Below are 20337 nucleotides of genomic sequence, written 5' to 3' on the forward strand. Positions count from 1 at the left end.
AAGAAACAAAGAGAGCGCTCTCCCAATTACGTCCGCGGTTGTCGACCGTGGACGACCGGCATCTCGATCATTGCCGGCCCGGCGGCACGACATGAATTCCCGCGGAAATCCCCGCTAGGATCCCGGGCCCAGCTCCCGGTAGGCGGGGCGGAGGATGTCCAGCAGGGGGATGTGACGCACCTTGACCGGCGGCGGCTCCAGCGCGCGCAGCAGGAGCTCGGGGGGCGCGGCGGGGTTCCCCATCCTCGGCCGCAGGCGGCTCAGCGGCACCGGGGAGGAGTAGAAGTCGTTGACGCGCTCGCCGAGCGGCACGTCCTCCACGTGCAGCGGGTCAGGGGACTCCTCGTCGTCGGCGGGGATGCCCCGCAGGGCGTCCAGCAGCTCCTCCTTGCCGCGCCCGCGCCAGGCCAGCACCAGGAACGGGTCCTGGTCGAACGCCTCTGCCAGCAGGTACAGCACGGCCGACACGTGCTTGCAGGGCGAGCCCCAGTCGGGGCACGAGCACTCCATGTCCAGCTCGGCGGGGAACAGCGGCAGCGCGAGCGCGTCGAAGACCTCCACGATCTCGGTGGGCATCTCGCCGGCCAGCAGCTTGGCCCGGTACAGCGCCTGCCCGGCCAGCGACTCCTGGATGCCCGCCCAGTCGGCCCCGCCGTACGCCGGGATGCGGACCGACAGCAGGTAGGGCTCGGGCCGCGACCCCTGCACCCGGGCCCGCACCACGCCGGGCGACAGGTCGATCTCCAGCACCTGGCCCTTCCTGGCGTACGACCTGCCACGGGTGAGCCGGCCTGAGTCGCAGATCCGTTCGAGCAGGTCGATGAACCGGCGCGACCACCACTGCTCGCCGATGGACCCGCGCTTGCTGCGCGCCTGGATGCCGCCCTCCACCCGGATGGGCGCGGCGGCCTCGAACCAGCCGCCCTTTCCGACCGGCATGTCAGCTCACCGCCTCGGGGCCGAGGCGGAACAGCTCGCGCAGCTGCTCGGTGGACAGGCCGGTGATCCAGTCCTCCCCGGTGCCGACCACGCTCTCGGCCAGTGCCTTCTTGCGCTCGATCATCTCGTCGATGCGCTCCTCCAGTGTTCCCACGCAGATGAACTTCCTGACCTGGACGTTCCTGGTCTGGCCGATGCGGAACGCCCGGTCGGTGGCCTGGTTCTCCACCGCCGGGTTCCACCACCGGTCCACGTGGATCACGTGGTTGGCGGCGGTGAGGTTCAGCCCGGTGCCCGCGGCCTTGAGCGACAGCAGGAAGATCATCGGCTCGTCGTCGTTCTGGAAGCGGTCGACCAGCTCGTCGCGCTTCTTCTTGGGCAGGCCGCCGTGCAGCCACAGCACGGGGCGGTCGAGGTGAGCCGCGAGGTAGGGCTGGAGCAGGGACCCGAACTCGGCGTACTGGGTGAAGACCAGCGCCTTGTCCCCCTCCTCGACGACCTCCTCGGCGAGCTCCTCCAGCCGGGCGAGCTTCCCCGAGCGCCCCGCCAGCCGGGAGCCGTCCTTGAGCAGGTGGGCGGGATGGTTGCAGACCTGCTTGAGCCGGGTCATCGTCGCCAGCACGTTGCCGCGCCGCTCGATGCCCTCGCTGTCGTCGATCTTGGCCAGCATGTCGCTCACGACCGCCTGGTACAGACTCGCCTGCTCGGGCGTCAGCGTGCACCAGACCTTCATCTCCAGCTTCTCGGGGAGGTCGGAGATGATCGTCTTGTCGGTCTTCAGGCGGCGCAGGACGAACGGCCCCGTGGCCCGCTTGAGCGCCCTGGCGGCGTCCTCGTCGCCGCGCGCCTCGATCGGCTCCTGGTAGCGCTCGCGGAACCGCCTGGCCGGGCCGAGCAGCCCGGGGTTGCAGAACTCCATGATCGACCAGAGCTCCGCGAGGTGGTTCTCCACCGGGGTGCCGGTCAGCGCCAGCCGCGTGCGCGCCGGGATGGACCGTACGGCCTGGGCCTGCCGCGCGCCGCTGTTCTTGATCGCCTGCGCCTCGTCGCAGACCACCCGCCCCCAGGGGAACCCGGCGAGGACGCCGGCGTCCCTGAGCGCCGTGCCGTACGTCGTGACGACCAGGTCGGCCTCCCCGACCACCGCCGCCAGCTCCTCGTCCCGCTTGCGCGTGCCCCCGTGATGGACGTAGACCCGCAGCGAGGGCGCGAACCGCGCCGCCTCCTTCTGCCAGTTGCTCACCAGCGACATCGGGCACACCAGCAACGTCGGCGCCGCCGCCCCGTCACCCCGCTCCTCCAGCAACAATGACAGGGTTTGGGCGGTTTTTCCCAGTCCCATGTCGTCCGCGAGGATTCCGCCGAGGCCGACCTTGGAGAGGAAGCTCAGCCACGACAGGCCGCGCTGCTGGTAGGGGCGCAGGCTGCCGTTGAAGGTGTCGGGGGTGGAGACCGCCTCCAGGCGGCGGTCGGCCTCGCCCGAGAGCAGGTCGCCGAGCATGCCGTCGGCGTCCACGCCGACCAGCGGCAGGTCCTCCTCGCCGCCGTTCACGACCTCCTGCAGCACCTCGGCCACGGTCATCTCGCCCGCCCGGCGCCGCTCGATCGCCGACAGCGCCGCCTTGAGCTGGCGGTCGTCCAGCTCGACCCACTGGCCGCGCACGCGCACGAGGGGGACCTTGAGCCTGGCCAGCTCCTCCAGCTCCTCCTCGCTGATCGTGTGGTCGCCGACGGCCAGATCGACCTTGAAGTCCACCAGCTCGCCCAGCCCGAACCCCTGCCCCGCCGCCGCGCGGGCCTTCGTGCCCGTACGGGTGCGCGTGGTCAGCTTGAGGCCGAGCCCCTTGCGTCCCGCCCACGCCGGGAGCCGGACGCCGTACCCTGCGGCCTGGAGCAACGGGGCGGCGCGGCGGAGGAACCCGAACGCCCACGCGGTGTCCACCACCATGCGGGACGGCGTCGCGGTGTGCAGGGCCGTGTACAGGTCGGGGCAGAGCCGTACGGCGCGGCCGAGGCCGGCGAGCAGCGTCTCGTCCGGGCGCCTGGGCAGGCCGGGCACGCGCTTGCCCTCCCACAGCAGGGAGGCCGGCACGTACAGGCTGGGGTCGTCGACCGACTGGAGGGCGAACTCCAGCTCCCAGGCGTCGTCGTCGCCCTCGGGCTCACTGAGGCGGAAGCAGACCCGGATGGGACCGTCAAGCTGGTGCGCCGAGTCCATCCAGTCGCGGAGCGCCTTGCCGAGGCGCCTGACCTCGCTCGGCTCGGCGTCGGGGAGCGCGGCGTCGCCGCCGGTGAGGGCGAGCAGCCACCGGTCGGCCAGGGGGCTCTTGAGGCCGGCGCGGTTGCCGCGCAGGAGCCGCTCGGGCAGCGACAGGCGCGTGGCGCCGTCGGCGAGCCCTCCGAGGGCCTCGTGCAGCACGCGCGCCGCCGGGCGTCCCTCCCCCGCCGCGCGGCAGGCGGGCGGCATCGCGGTGGCCAGCTCGCGGAAGGCGGACGCGTCGACGCCCGTGATCACGGGGCGCCAGCGGGCGGCGTGGACGCCGTCCTCGATCACGAGCTGGGGCAGCACCCTGCCGCGCCGGACCAGGGCGCGGGCGTGCTCGGCGACCACCGCGAGATAGCGGAGCGAGGTGCCCGGCCCCCACTCGGGCGCGCCCGGGGCCGCCGGGGGCGGGTCGGACAGCGCGCCCAGCAGGGCGAGCGCCCCGGCGGGGCCGAAGAGCAGCGCGGGGACGCGCCACGCGGCGATTCGCGGGGTGCGCGCCGTGGTCTGAAGGCCCGACTCGGGCGAGGGCAGCGGGCTCTTGGCCGAGCCGGGAAGCTGGAGGGTCAGCTCGGTCGCCGCGGCCCCGGCTGCGGCCTTCCCGAGGGCGGAGACGAGGGACTGCGCCGGGGCGGCGAAGGGGTGGGCGCGGTGCCCGTCGCGGGAGGCAGGCTCGCCGGGCGACATGGTGTCCTCGGCCCACAGCGCCAGCCTGCCGTCCGTCCAGGCACCGTGAACAACGAGCACTCGACCACCCCCGCCTGCCGACGCCGTCCGACCGCTGCGGGATCGGTCACCACCTCGGCTTCGTTACGCGACGCCGGGCTCTCGTTCCCGCCCCTGCACGGTACCGTCCCGCGAGCCGCGGCTTATGCCGGTGCGTGGCTGCCGTCCGACCGAAACACACATAGGGTATATGGGTGAGTTCCCTGCCCGATGAGACCGATGTCGTGATCCTCGACGGCGGCCTGGCCACCCATCTGGAGGCGCTGGGCTGCGACCTGCGCGACGAGCTGTGGTCGGCCAAGCTGCTGATGGAGGACCCCGAGGTGATCCTCCAGGCCCACCGCGACTACTTCGCCGCCGGGGCCGACGTCGCGATCACGGCCAGCTACCAGGCCAGCTTCCCCGCGTTCGTGAGGCGGGGCCGCGTGGAGCACGAGGCGCAGGCGCTCATGCAGCTTTCGGTCGAGCTGGCGAAGCAGGCGCGGGACGAGGCGGGCGGGGGCATGGTCGCGGCCAGCGTCGGGCCGTACGGGGCCTTCCTCGCCAACGGCGCGGAGTACACCGGGGACTACGACCTGGACGAGGACGGCCTCTACGAGTGGCACCGCCCCCGCTGGGACGTGCTGGCGGACAGCTGCGCGGACCTGCTGGCGTGCGAGACCATCCCCTCCTTCGCGGAGGCGCGGGCGATCGCGCGCCTGCTGGAGGAGACCCCGACCGTCAACGCCTGGGTGAGCTTCTCGTGCAGGGACGGCGAGCGCATCAGCGACGGCACCCCGCTGGAGAAGTGCGCCGCCCTGTTCGCCGGCAACCCGCAGGTGGTGGCCGTGGGGATCAACTGCACGGCGCCGAGCCACGTCAAGAGCCTGATGAGCCGCATCACCGGCTCCCCCATCGCGGTCTACCCCAACTCCGGCGAGAGCTGGGACCCGGAGAACCACCGCTGGCTCGGGCTCGCCGACCCGGTGGAGTTCGGCGCCGCGGCCAGGGACTGGCGGGACGCGGGAGCGACGTTCATCGGCGGCTGCTGCCGCACCTCCCCCGAGCACATCCGCCAGATCCGGGCGCATCTGCGCTGATCGACCCGCCCGGGGAGACCCGGGACGGGATAGTGGCCCCCGAGTAACACTGTGGTCATCCGCGAGCACCATCCCGGCAACATTTCCACGGTTCACTCCTGACAGACACCGATCGACGGCTGTCAACAGGAGGCGCGATGACGTCCCTGCCTCATCCGCCTGACCAGCAGGCAGGAAGGCAAGGGGGTCTCCCCGAGGCCGAGGTGACGCTGGACGCCGCCGCCATGAGCACCCGGGAGATCAACCGATCGCTTCAGGCCCTGCCGTACGGCAGGGCCGTCGTGGTCAACCCCGCCGGGCGCCACAACCTGGCGGTGGGGCTGGACGCGCCTGTGCGGGTCGAGATCGAAGGTCCGGCGGGCTTCTACCCCGGCGGCCTCGGCAAGAGGGCCCGCGTCACGGTGAACGGCCCGGCAGGGTGCGGCGTGGCGGAGAACCTCATGTCCGGCGACGTCCACGTGCGCGGCTCGGTCGGGCCGAGCGTCGCGGCCTCCGCCCGGGGCGGGGTGGTGGTGGTGGACGGCGGCTGCTCCTCGCGCGCCGGCATCTCGCTCAAGGGCGCCACGCTGGCGATCGGCGGCGACGCCGGCGCCTACTGCGGGGTCCTCGCCCAGTCCGGCGTCATCCTGATCGGGGGCGACGCCGGGCCCTGCCTCGGGGAATCGCTGTACGAGGCGGTGGTCTACGTCGGCGGGAAGATCACCGGTCTCGGCACCGACGCCGCGATAGAAGAGATCACCGAGCACGACGTGACGTTCGTGAAGGTCCTCGCGGAAGGGTGCGGGTTCGACCACGTGTCCCCGGCGGACGTCACCAAGGTCGTCTCCACGAGGCGGCTCTACCAACTCCACAGCCACGACCACGGGAACTACTGATGAGCCACACCTTCTCTCCCCGGGTCATCGCGGAGATCCAGGAGCGGGCGAGGCTCGGGGGGTGCGAGGTCCGGGGCGGGGGCGCACGGCGTGCCGTCCCGAGCTTCGACGACCTGCTCATCCTCACGGCGGGCCTGTCCCCCGCCCCGCTTGAGGGTTACCGCGAGCGGTGCGAGACCCGCACGGTCCTCGGCACCCGGTTCGCCGAGGAGCCCGTCGTGCTGGACATCCCGGTCACGATCGCCGGCATGTCGTTCGGCGCGCTGTCCGCCGGGGCCAAGGAGGCGCTCGGCCGGGCGGCGACGCTGGCCGGCACCTCGACGACGACCGGTGACGGCGGCATGGCCCCGCAGGAGCGCGACGCCTCCAAGACCCTCGTGTACCAGTGCCTGCCCTCGCGCTACGGCTTCGATCCCGACGACCTGCGCTCGGCCGACGCCGTCGAGATCGTGCTCGGCCAGGGAGCCACACCGGGCGGCGGCAGCATGCTGCTCGGGCAGAAGATCACGACCCCGGTTGCGTTCATGCGCGACCTGCCGGAGGGCGTGGACCAGCGCTCCGCGAGCCGGCACCCCGACTGGACCGGGCCGGACGGGCTGCGCGTCAAGATCGAGGAGCTGCGGGAGGTCACCTCCTGGCGCATCCCGGTGTACGTGAAGATCGGCGCCACCCGGGTCGCCGCGGACGTGCGGCACGCGGTCGAGGCGGGCGCGGACGTGATCGTGGTCGACGGCATGCAGGGCGGCACCGGTGCCGCGCAGGACGTCTTCATCGAGCACACCGGCATCCCGACGCTCGCGGCGACCAGGCTGGCGGCCGACACGCTGCGCCGCCTGTCGGTCGAGGACGAGGTCCAGCTCGTCGTCTCAGGAGGCATCCGCAGCGGCGCCGACGTCGCCAAGGCGCTCGCCCTCGGCGCCGACGCCGTGTCCGTCGGGGTCGCCGCGCTCGTCGCGCTCGGCTGCAACTCCAGCTCCGACGACACCGGGGCGGACGTCAGCCTCGGCTACCGCGCGCTGGGCACCGTGCCGGGCTCCTGCACGGCCTGCCACACCGGCGGCTGCCCGGTGGGCATCGCCACGCAGGACGACATGCTGGCCGACCGCCTCGACCCGGACTTCGGGGCCGAGCGGGTGGCCAACTACCTGCGCGCCCTGGCCATGGAGACCACGATGCTCACCCGGGCCTGCGGCAAGTCCTCGGTGCACCAGCTCGACACGGGCGACCTGGTCGCGCTCACCGTGGAGGCCGCGGCGATGGCCCGCGTCCCGCTCGCGGGCACCTCCTGGATCCCGGGCGTCACCGTCTAGACGGCCGTTCTGCGTGCCGCCATCCGGACCCGGCGCGCTCAGCCGGTGGAGCGGGCCAGGTCGTCGGAGATCGCGCCGCCGGCGGGCCGCGCGGGCCGCGAGCGCCCCGGGATGAAGTTGGTGATCAGCGCGCCGAGCACGGCCACCGCTCCCGCGATGATGATCGCCACCTGCAGCCCGCGCAGCGAGGGCATGACCAGCGCCCCCACGGAGACGGTCATGTGCGCGAGCACGACGCTGATCACGGCGCTGGAGGCGGAGGTGCCGATGGAGCGCATGAGCGCGTTGAGCCCGTTGGCGGCGGCGGTCTCCGACGGCGGCACCGAGGTCATGATCAGCGCGGGCATGGCGGCGTACGCGAGACCCACCCCCGCCGCGATGACCGAGGAGCCGATGACCACCTGCCAGGCCGAGTGCATCAGGCCGAGGGTGGCGGCGTAGCCGGCCGCGATCACCACCGTGCCGAGCAGCAGGGCGACCTTGGGGCCCCACCGCCGCGAGACGCGGGCGGACAGCGGCGAGAGCAGCATCATCACCAGGCCGCCGGGCGCGAGGCACAGTCCCGCCTCCACCAGCGACAGCCCGAGCCCGTACCCGGTGGCCTTCGGGGCCTGCAGGAGCGTGGGCAGCACCAGGGACATCCCGAACATCGCGAAGCCGACGACCACCGAGGCGAGGTTGGTCAGCAGGACCTGGCGGCGGGCGGTGGTCCGCAGGTCGACGAGCGGGTCGCGGACCCGTAGCTCCATGAGGCCCCACAGGAGCAGGATCACCACGGCGGCGGCGAACAGGCCGAGGGTCGGCCCGCTGCCCCAGCCCCAGTCGCCGCCCTTGGTGATCGCGAGGAGCAGGCAGATCAGGCCCGCGGTGAGCCCGATGGCCCCCGGGACGTCGAATCGCCCGGACGCGCGCAGCGGCGACTCGGGGACGACGAACGCGACCAGCAGCAGGTCGAGCGCCCCGATCACGGCCGCCATCCAGAAGAGCGCGTGCCAGTCGGCGTGCTGGGCGATGAACGCGGCGAGCGGGAGCCCGATGGCGCCGCCGACGCCGAGGGTGGCGCTCATCAGGGCCATCGCCGAGCCCAGCCGCTCGGGCGGCAGCTCGTCCCGCATGATGCTGATCCCGAGCGGGATCACGCCGATCGCGCACCCCTGGAGCACCCGTCCGATGACCACCGGCACGAGGCCGGCGGACAGGGCGCAGACCACCGACCCGATCACCATGAGCCCGAGGCTGCCCAGCAGCACGCGCCGCTTGCCGTACAGGTCGCCGAGCCTCCCGCTGACGGGGTTGCAGACGGCGGCGGCCAGCAGCGTGGACGTGATCACCCAGGACGCGTCGGACGCCGAGGTGTGCAGGAGACGCGGCAGGTCGGGGATGAGCGGCACCACGATCGTCTGCATCAGCGAGACGACGATGCCGCACAGCGCGAGCACCGCGACCACCAGTCCGGGCCCCTTCACGGTGCCGGGAACCCCGCCGGCCGAGGAGATTTCGGTCACTTGGCGGGCCTCCGAGAGTCGATCACCGTGACCTACGAACGATACATAGCCCCCTAGATCACGACATGAACCGGGTCGCCCCGCCACCGCCGGCGCCCGGGGGCCGCGTGGGGAGTGGTCTGGTGACCTCCCTCGATCCGAGCCGCCGGGAGTTCACTCATCGGGTCCGCTTCCGGCGCTCGAAGTCATCGTGAGTGGTTCGGGTGACCGCTTCGGCCGTCGCAGGGTCGTCGTCGTGGAGAGCAGGGCGGGGATGGCCGCGATCGAGAAGCACAGGGCCAGCGGCAGCCGGCTCGCCAGCAGGCCGGCGGCGGCGTTTCCGCCGGAGAAACCGGTGTTGAAGGCGGTGTTGACCCAGGCGCCCGCCTGGGTACGGTGCTCGGGCGCGGCCGACTCGTCCGCGAGCAGGTAGCCGGTGGTCAGCGCGGGAGCGGTGAACACCCCGGCGACGAACAGCACGGCCATCAGGGCGTACACGTTCGGCGCGAGACCCGCCACGGCCAGGGCCAGCCCGAGGGCGGCGGCGAGCAGCGGCAGCCGCACCCGAAGTGAGATCCGCCAGGAGACGGCGCCGTAGACCGCGCCGCCGAGCGCGCTGCCGACCGCCTGCGCGGCCTCGATCCAGGCCACCATCTCGACCTGGCCGCGCTGCTCGGCGAAGGCGACCACGAGCAGGCCCGGCACTCCCAGGCACAGGCCGACGGCGGCCGACACCGCGACCGCCTGCGGCAGCGAGCCGCGCAGCCACATCCGGGACGTTTCCCTGGCCGGTCCTTCCCGCGGCTCGGTTCGGACGGCCTCCATGGCGCGTACCGCGGGGCAGGACACGAAGCCGAGGGTGCCGCCAAGGACGAGCACGGCGCTGACTTCACTCCCGCCGCCGGATCGACCAGCAGGAACAGGCCCGCCAGCAGCGGCCCCATGACGAAGATCAGCTCCTCGGCGACGGCGTCCAGGCTGTAGGCGCGCTGTAGTGACGCCCGGTCGGGCACCAGGTGGCTCCACAGCGTCCGCATCACCGGGCCCAGCGGCGGGGCGCACGCGCCGGCCGCCGCGGCCAGCGGCCACAGCAGCGTCGCGGAGGCTCCGGGCCGCCATGTGACGGCGGCCAGGCAGGCCAGCAGCAGCGCGTAGGCGGCGGCCATCGGCGGCAGCGCCCGGTGCGGCCCGTACCGATCGATCAGGGCGGCGCGCAGCGGGGAGAGCAGGGAAACGGCCAGCCCGAACACGGCCATGGCGGTCCCGGCCACGGCGTAGGAGCCGGTCGTGCCGGTGATCGCGAGTATCAGGGAGAGGAAGACGGTGCCATAGGACAGCCGCCCCAGCAGCACCGTGCCGAAGGCGCGGAGGGCTCCGGGCATGCGCAGGACAGCGAGGTAGGAATGCATGAGGGTGTTCCCTGGAGAAGGCGCAGGCTCATGGCGCTGCGCGTGTGCGAGGACGCCGAGGTGCCGCGACGAGCGGTCGCGGTCAGCGTGGCGGCCTAGGCACAGGGGTGGAACACAGGAGAGAAGATAGCAAAGGACCATTCGTCCGAGGTTGCCCCGGCATGAACCACGCCAGTGATGATCGAGGACCCTCAACCCCGATCCGGCGTGCCATCCCAGGTCAGGCAGGGCGGCCGGGCGCCTCTCCCAGGCCGGCCGCCGGCCAGGTCCGCGTCTCACCGGCCCGTCGAGCTGGTCGACGCCGGCGCCTGGGCGGCTCGTCCAGGTGACCCCGAACAGGGGGAACGCCCTCACCGGCAGGGAGACCACGACCGCCCGGGCCCCGAGGTCGTTCGGGGCACCGGGCGGAGGGGACGTCCCTGGGGGCGTTCCGTGGGCACCGCGCGGAGACCGTCGGACAGGTCTGGTCCCGTGGCCGTTTTACGGGGGCACCGGGCGGAGACCGTGGACGGGGAGTGGCGGGGTCAGCGGAGGAAGGCGGCGGGGACGCCGGCGTCGACGGGGATGTGCACCCCCGTGGTGAGGGCCAGGTCTCCCCCGGTGAGGGCGTAGACGGCGGCGGCGATGTGCTCGGGCAGCACCTCCCGCTTGAGCAGGGTGCGCTGGGCGTAGAACTCGCCGAGCCGCTCCTCGGGCACGCCGTACACAGCCGCGCGGTTCGCGCCCCAGCCGGAGGCGAAGATGCCGGAGCCCCGCACCACGCCGTCGGGGTTCACCCCGTTGACCCGGATGCCGTGCGCGCCCAGCTCGGCGGCGAGCAGGCGTACCTGGTGGGCCTGGTCGGCCTTGGCCGCGCCGTACGCCACGTTGTTCGGGCCCGCGAAGACGGAGTTCTTGGAGGAGATGTAGATCAGATCGCCGCCCATCGCCTGATTCATCATGACCTGGGCGGTCTCGCGGGAGACCAGGAACGACCCCCTGGCCATGACGTCGTGCTGCAGGTCCCAGTCGGCGGCCGTCGTCTCCAGCAGCGAGCGCGACAGCGACAGCCCCGCGTTGTTGACCACCAGGTCGACTCCCCCGAAGGCGAGGACGGCCCGGCGTACGGCCGCGCCGATCTGCTCCTCGGACGTCACGTCCACCTCGACGGCGATCGCCACGTCACCGGAACCCAGCTCGGCGGCGACCTTCTCCGCCGACCCGAGGTCGCGGTCGGCGACCACGACGCACGCGCCCTCGGCGGCGAGCCTGCGGGCGGTGGCCGCCCCGATGCCCGACCCGCCCCCGGTCACCAGCGCGACGCGGGTGGCCAGCGGCTTCGGCTTCGGCAGCCGCCTGAGCTTGGCCTCCTCCAGCTCCCAGTACTCGATGCGGAACTTCTCGGACTCCTCGATCGGCCGGTAGCTCGACAGCGCCTCCGCGCCGCGCATGACGTTGATCGCGTTGACGTAGAACTCGCCCGCCACCCGCGCGGTCTGCTTGTCCTTGCCGAAGCTGAACATGCCGACACCGGGCACGAGCACGATCGCCGGGTCCGCGCCGCGCATCGCGGGCGAGCCGGGCACGGCGTGCCGCTCGTAGTAGGCGCGGTAGTCGTCGCGGTAGGCGGCGTGCAGCTCGCGCAGCCGGATGACGACCTCGTCGAGCGGCGAGTCCGGCGGCAGGTCGACGACCAGCGGCGCGACCTTCGTGCGCAGGAAGTGGTCGGGGCAGGAGGTGCCGAGGGCGGCCAGGCGCGGGTGCTCGGCGCGGGACAGGAAGTCGAGCACCTCGGGGGTCGCGGTGAAGTGGCCCACCTGGCGGGAGTCGGTGGAGCACAGCCCCCTGACCACCGGGAACAGCGCCGCCGCCCGCTCGGCCCGCTCTCCCTCAGGGAGCGGCTCGTGGACCACCGGGCCGAACGGCTCGGGACGCCCGTGCTCGGCGATGTGGCGCTCGGCCTTACGGATGATCTCCAGGGACCGGGCCTCGCACTCCTCGCTCGTGTCGCCCCAGGCGGTGATGCCGTGGCCGCCGAGGACGACGCCGATGGCCTCCGGGTGGGCGTCCTTCAGCGCGGCGATGTCCAGGCCGAGCTGGAACCCCGGACGCCGCCAGGGCACCCACAGCACCCTGCCGCCGAAGATCTCGCGGGTGAGCGCCTCGCCGTCGGCCGCCGTCGCGATCGCGATGCCGGCGTCCGGGTGGAGGTGGTCGACGTGGGCGGCTTCCACCAGGCCGTGCATGGCCGTGTCGATGCTCGGCGCCGCGCCCCCCTTGCCGAAGGCGCAGTGGTCGAACGCCGCGACCATCTCGTCCTCGCGCTCGACGCCCGGGTAGACGCCGGTCAGGGAGCGCAGCCGGTCGAGCCGGAGCACGGCCAGACCGGCCTCGGTGAGCGTGCCGAGGTCGCCGCCGGAGCCCTTCACCCACATCAGGTCGACATCGGAGCCGGTCACGGGATCGGTGGCGGTGCCCTTGGCGGAGGCGTTGCCTCCCGCGTAGTTGGTGTTGCGGGGGTCGGCGCCGAGGGCGTGCGCGCGCCGCAGGAGCTCGTCGACCGGTCGGGCGGTCATGCTCAGGCCCCCCATCCGGCCTGGGCGCCGCCCACGCGCTCGGCGACGATCTTCTCGGCGTACCCGGACCGCCGGTAGGCGGCCATCGGGTCGGGGTCGAGCCCGGACTCCTCGCGCAGCTCGGCGAGCAGCGGCCGCACGTCGGTGCCGTAGGCGTCCATGAACACGGCGTTCGCCCCGAGCACGTCGCCCCCGGCCTGGGCCTTCGCCAGCGCGTCGCCGTCGACCAGCAGCGCCTTGGCGGTGGCCTCCTGGACGTTCATCACCGAGCGGATCTGGCCCGGGATCTTGGGCTCGATGTTGTGGCACTGGTCGAGCATGAACGCGATGTGCTCGGCGTAGCCGCCGCCCCTGATCACCTCGTACATGATGCGGAAGAGCTGGAACGGGTCGGCCGCGCCCACCATCAGGTCGTCGTCGGCGTAGAAACGGGAGTTGAAGTCGAACCCGCCGAGCTTCCCCTCGCGCAGCAGGAACGCCACGATGAACTCGATGTTCGTGCCAGGGGCGTGATGCCCGGTGTCCACGACGACCTGCGCCCTCGGCCCGAGCTTGAGGCAGTGGGCGTACGCCGTGCCCCAGTCGGGCACGTCGGTCAGGTAGAAGGCGGGCTCGAACAGCTTGTACTCCAGCAGGAACCGCTGGTGCTCGCCCAGCCGGTCGTACACCGCCGACAGCGCCTCGGCCAGGCGGTCCTGGCGGGAGCGGACGTCGTCCTGCCCGGGATAGTTGGTGCCGTCGGAGAACCACAGCTTGAGCGTGCGGGACCCGGTGAGGTCCATGATGTCGACGCACTCCAGCAGGTGGCCGAGGGCCTTGCGCCGCACGCCGGGGTCGGGGCTCGTGACGCTGCCGAGCATGTAGTCGTCGTCCTGGAAGACGTTGGAGTTGATCGCGCCGATGCCGACGCCGAGCTCGCGGGCGTGCCGTGCCAGGTCGGCGTAGTCGTCCACCTTGTCCCACGGGATGTGCAGGGCGACGGTCGGGGCGACGCCGGTGAACCGGTGCACCTGGGCCGCGTCGGCCAGCTTCTCGTACGGATCTCGCGGCACGCCCTTCTGGGCGAACACCTTGAACCGGGTGCCGGAGTTGCCGAACGCCCAGGAGGGCGTCTCGATGCGCTGCCTTCGCAGCGCCGCCTTGATGTCCGTTGTCATGAGGGTCCCCGATCAGTCGAGATGGAAAACTTCGTCGAGCGTGAACATGCCCTCGTCGGGACGGCTCCCGTCGAGCTCCTCGAAGAACGGCGCCATCTCGGCCTGCCAGCGGGCGTTGACGCCGGTCAGCGCCATGGCCGCGAGCGCGGCATCGAAGTCGGGGGTCTCGAGGTAGCCGACCAGCAGGCCGTCCTCCCGGAGGAACAGCGAGTAGTTCCGCCAGCCGGCCGCGCGCAGCGCGTCGAGCATCTCGGGCCAGACCGCCTCGTGGCGGCGGCGGTACTCGCCGAGCCGCCCGGGCCTGACCTTCAGCAGGAAGCACACACGCTTCATGGTCGATCGCTCCTCACGTACGGCTCGCGCGGGCGTGCCCCGCGCGAGCCGTACACGGTGGTACGTACGCGAGGTCTAGAAGTCGAACTGGCCGATGTTGGAGGAGTCGAAGGTGAAGGGCGGGCCGAGGATGACCTCGCCGTCCTTGCCGATGGTCTTCTCGCCGAGCTTGCCGGCCTTGAAGGTCTCGCCCTCGGCGCCGGTGATCTGCCCGGAGGACAGCGCGGCGGCGGCGTAGGCGGCGAGGTAGCCGAGGTCCTTGGGGTTCCACAGGGCGAACTTCTGGACGGTGCCGTCCTCGACGAACTTGCGCATCTGGTTCGGCGTGCCGAGCCCGGTCAGCACGACCTTGCCCTTGTACTTGGAGCCGGAGATGTAGCGGGCGCCCGCCGAGATGCCGACCGTGGTCGGGGCGATGATGCCCTTGAGATCGGGGTACGCCTGCAGCAGGCCCTGGGTCTGCTGGAAGGACTTCTGGTCGTCGTCGTCACCGTAGGCGACCTTGACGAGCTTCATGTCCTTGTACTCCGGCTTGCTCAGCTCGTCCTTCATGAAGCCGATCCAGGTGTTCTGGTTCGTGGCGTTCGCGGTGGCCGAGAGGATCGCGATGTCGCCCTTGTGGCCGATCATGTCGGCGAGCAGCCTGACCTGGCTGCGGCCGACCTCCTCTGAGCTGGCCTGGTTGATGAACAGGTCGCGGCAGTCCTTCGCGGCGTCGGAGTCGTAGGCCACGACCTTGATGCCCTTGTCCATCGCCTGCTTGAGCGGGCCGCAGACGGCGTTGGCGTCGTTGGCCGCGATGAGGATGGCGTCCTGCCCCTGCTGCGTGAGGGTGTTGATGTAGGAGACCTGGGACGACGCCGACGCGTCGGAGGGGCCGACCTCCTTGGCGGTGCCGGAGAACTCCTTGGCGGCCTCGATGCCCGCGTCGTCGACGATCGTCTCGTACGGGTTGTTGATCTGCTTGGGGAGGAAGGCGAGCTTCAGCCCCTGCTTGACCGGGGCGTTCGGGTCGGCCTTCGCCGCCGACGACGCCGCGGGCCGGGCCGGGGGCGCGGACGACGTGGTGGAGTCCTTCGTGGTGCCGCCGCAGGCCGCCAGCGCGAGCGCCACGACGCTCGTGGCGACGACAGCGGAGGCGAACCGCCGTGAAGAGTGCGTCATCATCGATTTCTTTCTTCCGAGGAGCGGGGGGTGTGCGAGGACGGGGAGCGGCGTCGTTGTCGCAGGACCGCCGCCAGGCGCGGGGTGAGCACCGAGACGATGAGGAGCAGGCCGGTGACGATCGACTGGATCTCGGTCGCCACGTCGTTGAGCATGAGGAGGTTGCGCAGGAGGCCGATGAGCAGCACGCCGGCGATGACGCCGCCGAGCGTGCCCTTGCCGCCGTCGAAGTCGACGCCGCCCAGCAGCACGGCCGCGATGACGGCCAGCTCGACGCCGAAGCCGTTGTCGGCCCTGGCGCTGCCGTACCTCAGCGTGTAGACCACGCCGGCGAAGGCGGCCATCGTGCCGGAGACCACGAACAGCGCGAGCTTGACGCGCTTGACCCGGATGCCGGCGAAGAACGCCGCCTCCTCCTGCGCGCCGATCGCGAACAGCGACCGCCCGATGCCGGTGGCGTGCAGGACGACGCCGGTGACGACGGCGAGCAGGACGAACAGGGCCACGGGGTAGGGAATGGGGGTGCCGGGCACGTCACCGGTCACCAGGCCGGTGTACGTCTGGGGGAACTCCGCCACCGCCTTGTCGCCGAGCACGACGTACGCGAGGCCGCGGTAGAGCGCGAGCGTGCCGATCGTGACCGCTAGCGAGGGCAGGCCGAGCCGGGTGACCAGCAGCCCGTTCACCAGCCCGCACACCGCGCCGGCGAGCACCACCACCGGGATGATGGTCTCGATCGCCCAGCCGCCGTCCCACAGGGCGCCGAGCAGGGCGCTGGACAGCCCGAGCACCGAGGCCACGGAGAGGTCGACCTCGGCGGCCACGACGAGAAGCGTCATCGCGAGCGCTATCAGCGCGATCTCGCCGAGGTCTCCGAGGGCGAACGAGAGGTTGCCGGCGTTGGCGAAGTCGGGCGACCCCGCCGCACCGGCGAGGAAGACTGCGATCAGCAGGGCGGTTACCAGCACGTCCCAGCGGGCGAACCGGGCGATCGCCGACCGGGCGGCCGGGGGCTCGGATGCCTTGCCGGTGCCGGTGGTGGTCATCAGGTCAGGCGCCATGGCGGACGCTCCTCCTGCGCAGCAGCCGCGTGACCCGCACCGCGAGCACCCGGTCGACGGTGATGGCCAGCAGCAGCAGCGCGCCGGTGAGCGCCTGCTGCCAGAAAGAGCTCACCTTCAGCACGACCAGGGCGCTGCCGATGGTGGTCAGCAGCAGGGCGCCGAGCACCGCCCCGTACACCGTGCCGACGCCGCCGACGATGGCCACCCCGCCGACCACGACGGCGCTGACCACGAGCAGCTCCCAGCCCCGCGCCGAGTCGGCGACGACCGTGCCGAACCTCGCGAGCCACAGCACTCCGGCGAGCCCGGCGAGCGCGCCGCTGAAGAGGTAGGCGGCGAGGACGCGGCGCCGTACGGGCACCCCGGCCAGGCGCGCGGCCTCGGGGCTCGACCCGATGGCGTAGAACTCGCGCCCTGAGGGATAGGAGCGCAGGTAGTAGCCGATGGCGAGCATGACCGCGACCGTGATGACCGGCAGGTACGGCACGCCGAGCACGCCCTCGTTGCCGAGGCGAAGCAGGGCGGGCGGGAGGTCGACGGCGTTGATCTGCCGGCCGTGGGCGATGTAGTGGTCGAGGCCCTGGATGACGTACAGCGTGCCGAGGGTGACGACCAGGGCCGGCACGCGGCAGAAGCTCACCAGCAGGCCGTTGAGCAGCCCGCACACCGCGCCGATCGCGACGCCGAGGACGAGCGCCACCACGACGCCCCGCCCGCCGGGGTCGGCGGCGAGGAACTCGCCGGTGGAGAAGGCGACCAGCCCGACGACGGACCCGACCGACAGGTCGATGTTCCTGGTGATGACGACCAGCGACTGGCCGACGGCGAGCAGGGCCAGGATCGAGGTGTTGAGGAAGATGTCCTTCACGCCCTGGCCGGATAGGAAGTTCGGGTTGGCGGCGGCGGTGACGAGCACCAGGACGGCGATGGCGGCCACCAGGCTCAGCTCGCGCGCCCGGAAGACCAGCTCGACCAGGCCCCTGGCGCCCCGCTCCCCGGCCGGCCTCTCGCCGGCGGTGACGGCGGTCACGCGGCGGCCCCCGCGCCCGCTCTGCGGCGGTCCTCGGGTCGGGCGGCGGTCACGCGGCGGGTCTCGAATCGCGGCGCGGTCACGCGGCGGGTCTCGAATCGCGGCGCGGTCACGCGGCGGCCTCCGGGGCGCGGCCGGTGGCGGCCGACATGACGCTTTCCTCGGTGGCCAGCTCACGCGGGATCTCCGCGGTGAGGCGTCCTTCGTGCATGACGAGCACGCGGTCGGCCATGCCCAGCACCTCCGGCAGGTCTGAAGAGATCATGAGGACGGCGATGCCGCGCCCGGCCAGCTCGGACAGCAGCCGGTGCACCTCGGCCTTGGTGCCGATGTCGATGCCCCGGGTGGGCTCGTCGACGATCAGCACCGCGGGGTCGGTGGCCAGCCATTTGGCCAGCACGACCTTCTGCTGGTTGCCGCCCGACAGGACGTTCACCGCGTCGCCCAGCCGGGTGAACTTGAGCTGGAGCCGCGCCGCCCAGTCGCGCGCCCGGTCGCGCTCGGCGGCCCGGGAGATCACCGGGCCGCGCCGCACGCTCGCGAGGCCGGTCAGGCCGATGTTGCGCTCGATCGACAGATCCATGACCAGACCCTGCTGGCGGCGGTCCTCCGGGACGAGCGCGAGGCCCGCCGCCATCGCGGCGGTCGGGCTGCCGGGCGGCAGGCGGCGCCCGCCGACCTCCACCGAGCCGGCGTCCCAGCGGTCGACCCCGAAGATCGCGCGGGCGACCTCGCTGCGGCCCGCCCCTACCAGGCCCGCCAGGGCGACGATCTCGCCGCGCCGCACCTCGAAGGAGACGTCGGTGAACACCCCCTCGCGGGTGAGGCGGCCGACGGTCAGGGCCACCTCGCCCGGCGTGGTGTGCTGCTTGGGGTAGAGGGTGTCGAGGTCGCGGCCGACCATGCGCCGCACCAGGTCGTCGGGGGTGAGCCCGGAGATGTGCTCGCTCGCCACGAAGGCGCCGTCGCGCAGGGTGGTCACGCGCCGGCAGAGCTCGAAGATCTCGTCGAGCCGGTGGGAGATGAACAACACCGCGCAGCCGTGCTCCCTGAGCGCCTCGACCACGGTGAACAGCCGGGCGACCTCGTTGCCCGACAGCGCGGCGGTGGGCTCGTCCATGATGAGCACGCGCGCCTCGCGCGACAGCGCCTTGGCGATCTCGACGAGCTGCTGGTCGGCGATGGACAGGCCGCGCGCGGACCTGCCCGGGTCGAGCGCGACGCCGAGGCGCCTGAACAGCCCGGCGGCCTCGCGCCGCATCGCGCGCCGGTCGATGCGCCCGAACCTGGCGCGCGGCTGGCGGCCCATGAAGATGTTCTCCTCGACGGAGAGGTCGGGGAAGAGCGTGGGCTCCTGGTAGATCACGGCCACGCCGGCGTCCTGGGCGGCGGCGGGGCCGCCGAACTCGACCGGCTCGCCGTCGAGCAGGACCTCTCCCTCGTCGGGGCGGTGGACGCCGGTGAGGGTCTTGACGAGGGTGGACTTGCCCGCGCCGTTCTCCCCGGCGAGCGCGTGGGCCTCACCGGCGAACAGCTCAAGCGAGACCCCTCTCAGCGCGCGCACCGCGCCGAACGACTTGCTGACCTGTCTCAGTGCGAGCACCGGCGGCGGCGCGCCGGAGACCGGCCCCCGCGGGGCCTCGACCTCGCCCGGATCCTCCACCCTGATCCGCCCCTTCCTTGGCGCTTGGCATGCGGACTCAAAAACGTTTTAATGGCCTTGCCCGGACGCTACGGCCGGTCCGGCGACCATGTCAATGGGGGGTGAAGCCGCTGTTTCCAGAGCGTTACCGGGGCTCCTTCGCCGCCTCCCCGGCACAGCCCCGCCTCCCCTGTGCGATATTCGTACGAGGTCTGGTGCGTGCCACCGCTGGCACGTTTTAATAAACGCCGACCACCGAAGGAGTACGGATGACCACGGGGAGCGCCGGCAGCACGGTGAGCATCAAGGAGGTCGCCGCGCAGGCCGGGGTGTCGCCCGGCACGGTGTCCAACGTGCTCAACCGCCCCCACAAGGTGGCGGCCGGCACGCGGTCCCGCGTGGAGCAGGTCATCAGGGAGCTCGGCTTCGTGCGGCACGGCTCCGCCTCCACGCTGCGGGCGGGCCACAGCCGCACCATCGGCCTGTCGGTGATCGACATCGGCAACCCGTTCTTCACCGACGTCGCGGCCGGCGTCGAGGACATGGCGAGCGAGCTCGGGTATGCCGTGATCCTCGGCAACTCCTCGGGTGACCGGGTGAAGGAGGAGCGCAACCTGCGGGTCTTCGCCGAGCAGCGGGTGCGCGGCCTGCTGATCACCCCCTCCGACGAGGATCCCGGCCGCCTCGACGTGATCCGTGACCGCGGCATCAGCGTCGTGCTCGTCGACCACCCCGCCCACCGTCCCGACCAGTGCTCGGTGGCCGTCAACGACATCACCGGCGGGCGCATGGCGGCAGGGCACCTGCTCGACGGCGGCGCCGCCCGGCTGGCCTTCGTCACCGGCCCGCTCACCATCCGGCAGTGCCTCGACCGCATGAGCGGCGCCGAGCAGGCGATCGCGGCGGCCGGGCTCGACCCCGCGTCCGCCCTGCAGGTCGTCGAGATGCCCGCCATGAACGCCAGGGCGGGGCAGCGGGCGGCCGAGAAGCTCGTCGCGGGGGGCCGGCTCCCCGACGCGATCTTCTGCGCCAACGACCTGCTCGCCCTCGGCCTGCTAAGAGGGCTGCTCCAGGCGGGCCTGCGGGTGCCCCACGACGTCGCCCTCATCGGCTACGACGACATCGACTTCGCCGCCGCCTCGGCCGTGTCGCTCAGCTCCATCCGCCAGCCGACCTACAAGCTCGGCCGCATCGCCACCGAGCTCCTCCTCGACGAGTGCGACAACCCGGAGAGCCATGCCCACCAGCAGATCATGTTCCAGCCCGAGCTCGTGGCCCGCGAGTCCACCCGGCGCGGCTGACCTGAG

The 20337-nt window shown here is 72.4% G+C and carries 15 protein-coding genes and 1 pseudogene; 4 read left to right on the top strand and 12 right to left on the bottom strand.

The annotated features are described in order from the left end of the window. Window positions 1–114: 114 nt before the first annotated feature. Together OG589_RS22125 and OG589_RS22130 are read right to left on the bottom strand one after the other, a co-directional pair. Window positions 115–939, bottom strand: a complete 825-nt coding sequence (locus tag OG589_RS22125; protein ID WP_405151859.1) for an SWIM zinc finger family protein — start codon at window positions 937–939, stop codon at window positions 115–117. A gap of 1 nt (window position 940) precedes the next feature. Further along, window positions 941–3949, bottom strand: coding sequence for a DEAD/DEAH box helicase (locus OG589_RS22130; RefSeq protein WP_405151860.1), 3009 nt, complete (start codon window positions 3947–3949; stop codon window positions 941–943). Between the two features lie 173 nt (window positions 3950–4122). Between OG589_RS22130 and mmuM the strand changes: the two genes are divergently transcribed. The 3 genes from mmuM (at window position 4123) to OG589_RS22145 (ending at window position 7192) form a co-directional block, all read left to right on the top strand. Continuing rightward, window positions 4123–5007 (top strand): homocysteine S-methyltransferase, encoded by an 885-nt coding sequence (gene mmuM / locus OG589_RS22135; protein ID WP_405151861.1) that lies wholly within the window; start codon window positions 4123–4125, stop codon window positions 5005–5007. A gap of 137 nt (window positions 5008–5144) precedes the next feature. Further along, entirely contained in the window at window positions 5145–5882 is a 738-nt protein-coding gene (locus tag OG589_RS22140) for a hypothetical protein (protein WP_405151862.1), read from the top strand. Beyond that, complete coding sequence (locus tag OG589_RS22145; RefSeq protein ID WP_405151863.1) at window positions 5882–7192, top strand: FMN-binding glutamate synthase family protein; 1311 nt, start codon at window positions 5882–5884, stop codon at window positions 7190–7192. The genes OG589_RS22140 and OG589_RS22145 overlap by 1 nt, the downstream gene beginning before the upstream one ends. A 38-nt stretch (window positions 7193–7230) precedes the next feature. On the opposite strand, the gene OG589_RS22150 is transcribed toward OG589_RS22145, so the two are convergent. The 10 genes and pseudogenes from OG589_RS22150 to OG589_RS22195 form a co-directional block, all read right to left on the bottom strand. Next, window positions 7231–8697 (bottom strand): MFS transporter, encoded by a 1467-nt coding sequence (locus tag OG589_RS22150; RefSeq protein ID WP_405151864.1) that lies wholly within the window; start codon window positions 8695–8697, stop codon window positions 7231–7233. Between the two features lie 153 nt (window positions 8698–8850). Next, window positions 8851–9555 (bottom strand): MFS transporter, encoded by a 705-nt coding sequence (locus OG589_RS22155; RefSeq protein WP_405151865.1) that lies wholly within the window; start codon window positions 9553–9555, stop codon window positions 8851–8853. A gap of 95 nt (window positions 9556–9650) precedes the next feature. After that, a pseudogene (locus OG589_RS22160) lies at window positions 9651–10085 on the bottom strand (MFS transporter); the annotation flags it as partial. Between the two features lie 524 nt (window positions 10086–10609). Continuing rightward, window positions 10610–12640, bottom strand: a complete 2031-nt coding sequence (locus OG589_RS22165; protein WP_405151866.1) for a bifunctional aldolase/short-chain dehydrogenase — start codon at window positions 12638–12640, stop codon at window positions 10610–10612. A 2-nt stretch (window positions 12641–12642) separates the two neighbouring features. Continuing rightward, on the bottom strand, window positions 12643–13797 hold the full coding sequence (gene rhaI, locus OG589_RS22170) for an L-rhamnose isomerase (RefSeq protein ID WP_405151867.1): 1155 nt from the start codon (window positions 13795–13797) through the stop codon (window positions 12643–12645). Between the two features lie 12 nt (window positions 13798–13809). After that, window positions 13810–14130: an L-rhamnose mutarotase gene (locus tag OG589_RS22175; RefSeq protein WP_405151868.1), complete on the bottom strand. Its 321-nt coding sequence runs from the start codon at window positions 14128–14130 to the stop codon at window positions 13810–13812. A gap of 75 nt (window positions 14131–14205) precedes the next feature. Beyond that, window positions 14206–15297, bottom strand: coding sequence for a rhamnose ABC transporter substrate-binding protein (gene rhaS, locus OG589_RS22180; RefSeq protein WP_405151869.1), 1092 nt, complete (start codon window positions 15295–15297; stop codon window positions 14206–14208). Further along, a complete protein-coding gene (locus tag OG589_RS22185) occupies window positions 15294–16355 on the bottom strand; it encodes an ABC transporter permease (RefSeq protein WP_405151870.1) in 1062 nt (353 codons plus the stop codon). The genes rhaS and OG589_RS22185 overlap by 4 nt, the downstream gene beginning before the upstream one ends. Continuing rightward, entirely contained in the window at window positions 16345–17388 is a 1044-nt protein-coding gene (locus OG589_RS22190) for an ABC transporter permease (RefSeq protein ID WP_405151871.1), read from the bottom strand. Before OG589_RS22190 ends, OG589_RS22185 begins: the two co-directional genes overlap by 11 nt. Before the next feature lie 109 nt (window positions 17389–17497). Next, entirely contained in the window at window positions 17498–18991 is a 1494-nt protein-coding gene (locus tag OG589_RS22195; RefSeq protein WP_405152092.1) for a sugar ABC transporter ATP-binding protein, read from the bottom strand. A gap of 308 nt (window positions 18992–19299) precedes the next feature. Between OG589_RS22195 and OG589_RS22200 the strand changes: the two genes are divergently transcribed. Continuing rightward, window positions 19300–20331 (top strand): LacI family DNA-binding transcriptional regulator, encoded by a 1032-nt coding sequence (locus OG589_RS22200; protein WP_405151872.1) that lies wholly within the window; start codon window positions 19300–19302, stop codon window positions 20329–20331. The last annotated feature ends 6 nt before the right edge of the window (window positions 20332–20337 follow it).

It is taken from the genome of Sphaerisporangium sp. NBC_01403 (genome assembly GCF_045040145.1).
In the GTDB taxonomy this organism is placed as follows: domain Bacteria; phylum Actinomycetota; class Actinomycetes; order Streptosporangiales; family Streptosporangiaceae; genus Sphaerisporangium; species Sphaerisporangium viridialbum.

What these genes read in the sequence shown, in the direction of transcription:
- OG589_RS22125 (WP_405151859.1), bottom strand. Translation starts at nt 939, where the DNA reads ATGCCGGTCGGAAAGGGCGGCTGGTTCGAGGCCGCCGCGCCCATCCGG.
- OG589_RS22140 (WP_405151862.1), top strand. Translation starts at nt 5,145, where the DNA reads ATGACGTCCCTGCCTCATCCGCCTGACCAGCAGGCAGGAAGGCAAGGG.
- OG589_RS22145 (WP_405151863.1), top strand. Translation starts at nt 5,882, where the DNA reads ATGAGCCACACCTTCTCTCCCCGGGTCATCGCGGAGATCCAGGAGCGG.
- OG589_RS22165 (WP_405151866.1), bottom strand. Translation starts at nt 12,640, where the DNA reads ATGACCGCCCGACCGGTCGACGAGCTCCTGCGGCGCGCGCACGCCCTC.
- rhaI (WP_405151867.1), bottom strand. Translation starts at nt 13,797, where the DNA reads ATGACAACGGACATCAAGGCGGCGCTGCGAAGGCAGCGCATCGAGACG.
- OG589_RS22175 (WP_405151868.1), bottom strand. Translation starts at nt 14,130, where the DNA reads ATGAAGCGTGTGTGCTTCCTGCTGAAGGTCAGGCCCGGGCGGCTCGGC.
- rhaS (WP_405151869.1), bottom strand. Translation starts at nt 15,297, where the DNA reads ATGATGACGCACTCTTCACGGCGGTTCGCCTCCGCTGTCGTCGCCACG.
- OG589_RS22185 (WP_405151870.1), bottom strand. Translation starts at nt 16,355, where the DNA reads ATGGCGCCTGACCTGATGACCACCACCGGCACCGGCAAGGCATCCGAG.
- OG589_RS22200 (WP_405151872.1), top strand. Translation starts at nt 19,300, where the DNA reads ATGACCACGGGGAGCGCCGGCAGCACGGTGAGCATCAAGGAGGTCGCC.